This window comes from Pseudogracilibacillus sp. SO10305 (assembly GCF_037072005.1).
In the GTDB taxonomy this organism is placed as follows: domain Bacteria; phylum Bacillota; class Bacilli; order Bacillales; family Amphibacillaceae; genus Pseudogracilibacillus; species Pseudogracilibacillus intestinigallinarum.
Map to the genome: position 1 here is coordinate 1 of NZ_JAXHDE010000036.1, position 1602 is coordinate 1602.

At 38.0% G+C, this 1602-nt stretch carries 1 protein-coding gene; it reads left to right on the plus strand.

Translation table 11 applies throughout. The features are described 5' to 3' along the window. Nucleotides 1-311: 311 nt before the first annotated feature. On the plus strand, nt 312-1496 hold the full coding sequence (locus SPD45_RS14315; protein WP_336268456.1) for an IS110 family transposase: 1185 nt from the start codon (nt 312-314) through the stop codon (nt 1494-1496). Nucleotides 1497-1602: the final 106 nt, after the last annotated feature.

A 1602-nucleotide genomic window follows, 5' to 3' on the forward strand; every position in this document is an offset into this window, starting at 1 on the left:
TTCATCCTTGTATATTATATTTAAGGTTTTAGTCTTCCGACTATAAAAGGAAAACCTTATGAACCTAAGTAATTTTTTCATTGGTATTTCCTCAATTATTTTGAGAAAATATACTTAATGGATTGAGAGGTGGATCGTTTCATCCTTGGGTTACTAAACTCGTAATTGAAAGACTGAACCCTCTCTCTGTTAAGCTGATTACGAATGAGTTAGATGTTGAAGGCACTTCGCCTTACTCCGTATTTAGCACAAGGTCGTGACGCTTTTCAGATGAGTGGCATTCAATCCAAATAAGTGAAGAAGGTGAAGCTATGTTTTATCTTGGTATTGATATTGGCAAACGTACTCACGTTGCTTCAGTTATGGATGAGGAAGGAAAAATAGTGTTAAAAGGTTTCTCCTTTCCAAACTCATCAGAAGGCGGTCACTCACTACTCACTCGTTTACGTACTATTTCAGATGACCCAGCCCATTTCCTTACGGGAATGGAAGCTACAGGACATTATTGGCTCGCTCTCTTTTCATTCCTAGAAAATGCTGATTATTTCATCCATGTCATCAACCCTATTCAAACTGATGGTTGGCGGAAAGGTACTGAAATCCGCAAAAGAAAGACAGACATCATTGATTCGGTATTAATAGCCGACCTTATTCGTTACGGTTCATTTGAAGACACTACTTTAGCGAATGAAGATATGTTTTCCTTACGTCAATTAACCCGTTATCGATCGTACTTAGTTGGAACGGCGGGCGATTTCAAACGTAAAATCATCGCTGTTTTAGACCAAGTATTTCCTGAATATAATACAGTCTTTTCAAAGGTTGGCGTTTTTGGAAAAGCTTCAAAGGCTGCATTACTTGAGTACTCCACGCCAGATGCTTTTAATGAAGTAACAGCGGATATGCTTGCTGAAACACTCGGTTTAGCCAGTCGTAATCGTGTAGGCTTAATAAAAGCCGAAGCGCTCAAAAAAGTAGCCTCAAACTCTTTTGGAATCCGCTTTGCACAAGATGCATTTACTTTCCAACTTCGTTCGATGATTGAACAGTTGAACTTCCTCGAAACACAAATTAAGCAAGTAGAAGATGAAATCAAGCAATTAATGGATTCCATCGATTCTGTCGTCGAAACAATACCAGGGATTGGTCCAGTGACTGGTGCGACGATATTAGGCGAAATTGGTGATATTCATAAGTTTTCCAATCCTAAGAAGTTAGTCGCTTATGCCGGCATCGATGCCTCTGTATCGCAATCCGGACAATTTGATGCTACTCATAATGTCATGAGTAAACGTGGCTCACCTTATCTTAGAAAAGCTTTGTTTCAAGCTGCTTTGGTTGCTTCTCGGAGCGATCCCGTATTGAAAGCTTTTTATGATAAAAAACGTTCAGAAGGAAAGCATCACTTAACAGCAGTTGGTGCTGTGTCTCGAAAACTCTGTAACATCATCCATGCGATTTTAACTAAAAATGAACCATACGAAATTCGCACATAAGTGAAAAAACATTTTTTGTGATGTTTATTTGGCATGCTTTCATTTTATATATTTAGTAATAAATTATTTTGTTTTTTCACTTGACTTTATATAGTTAGTCTTTCTA

Coding starts and splice junctions, on each gene's coding strand:
- SPD45_RS14315 (WP_336268456.1), top strand. CDS start 312: ATGTTTTATCTTGGTATTGATATTGGCAAACGTACTCACGTTGCTTCA.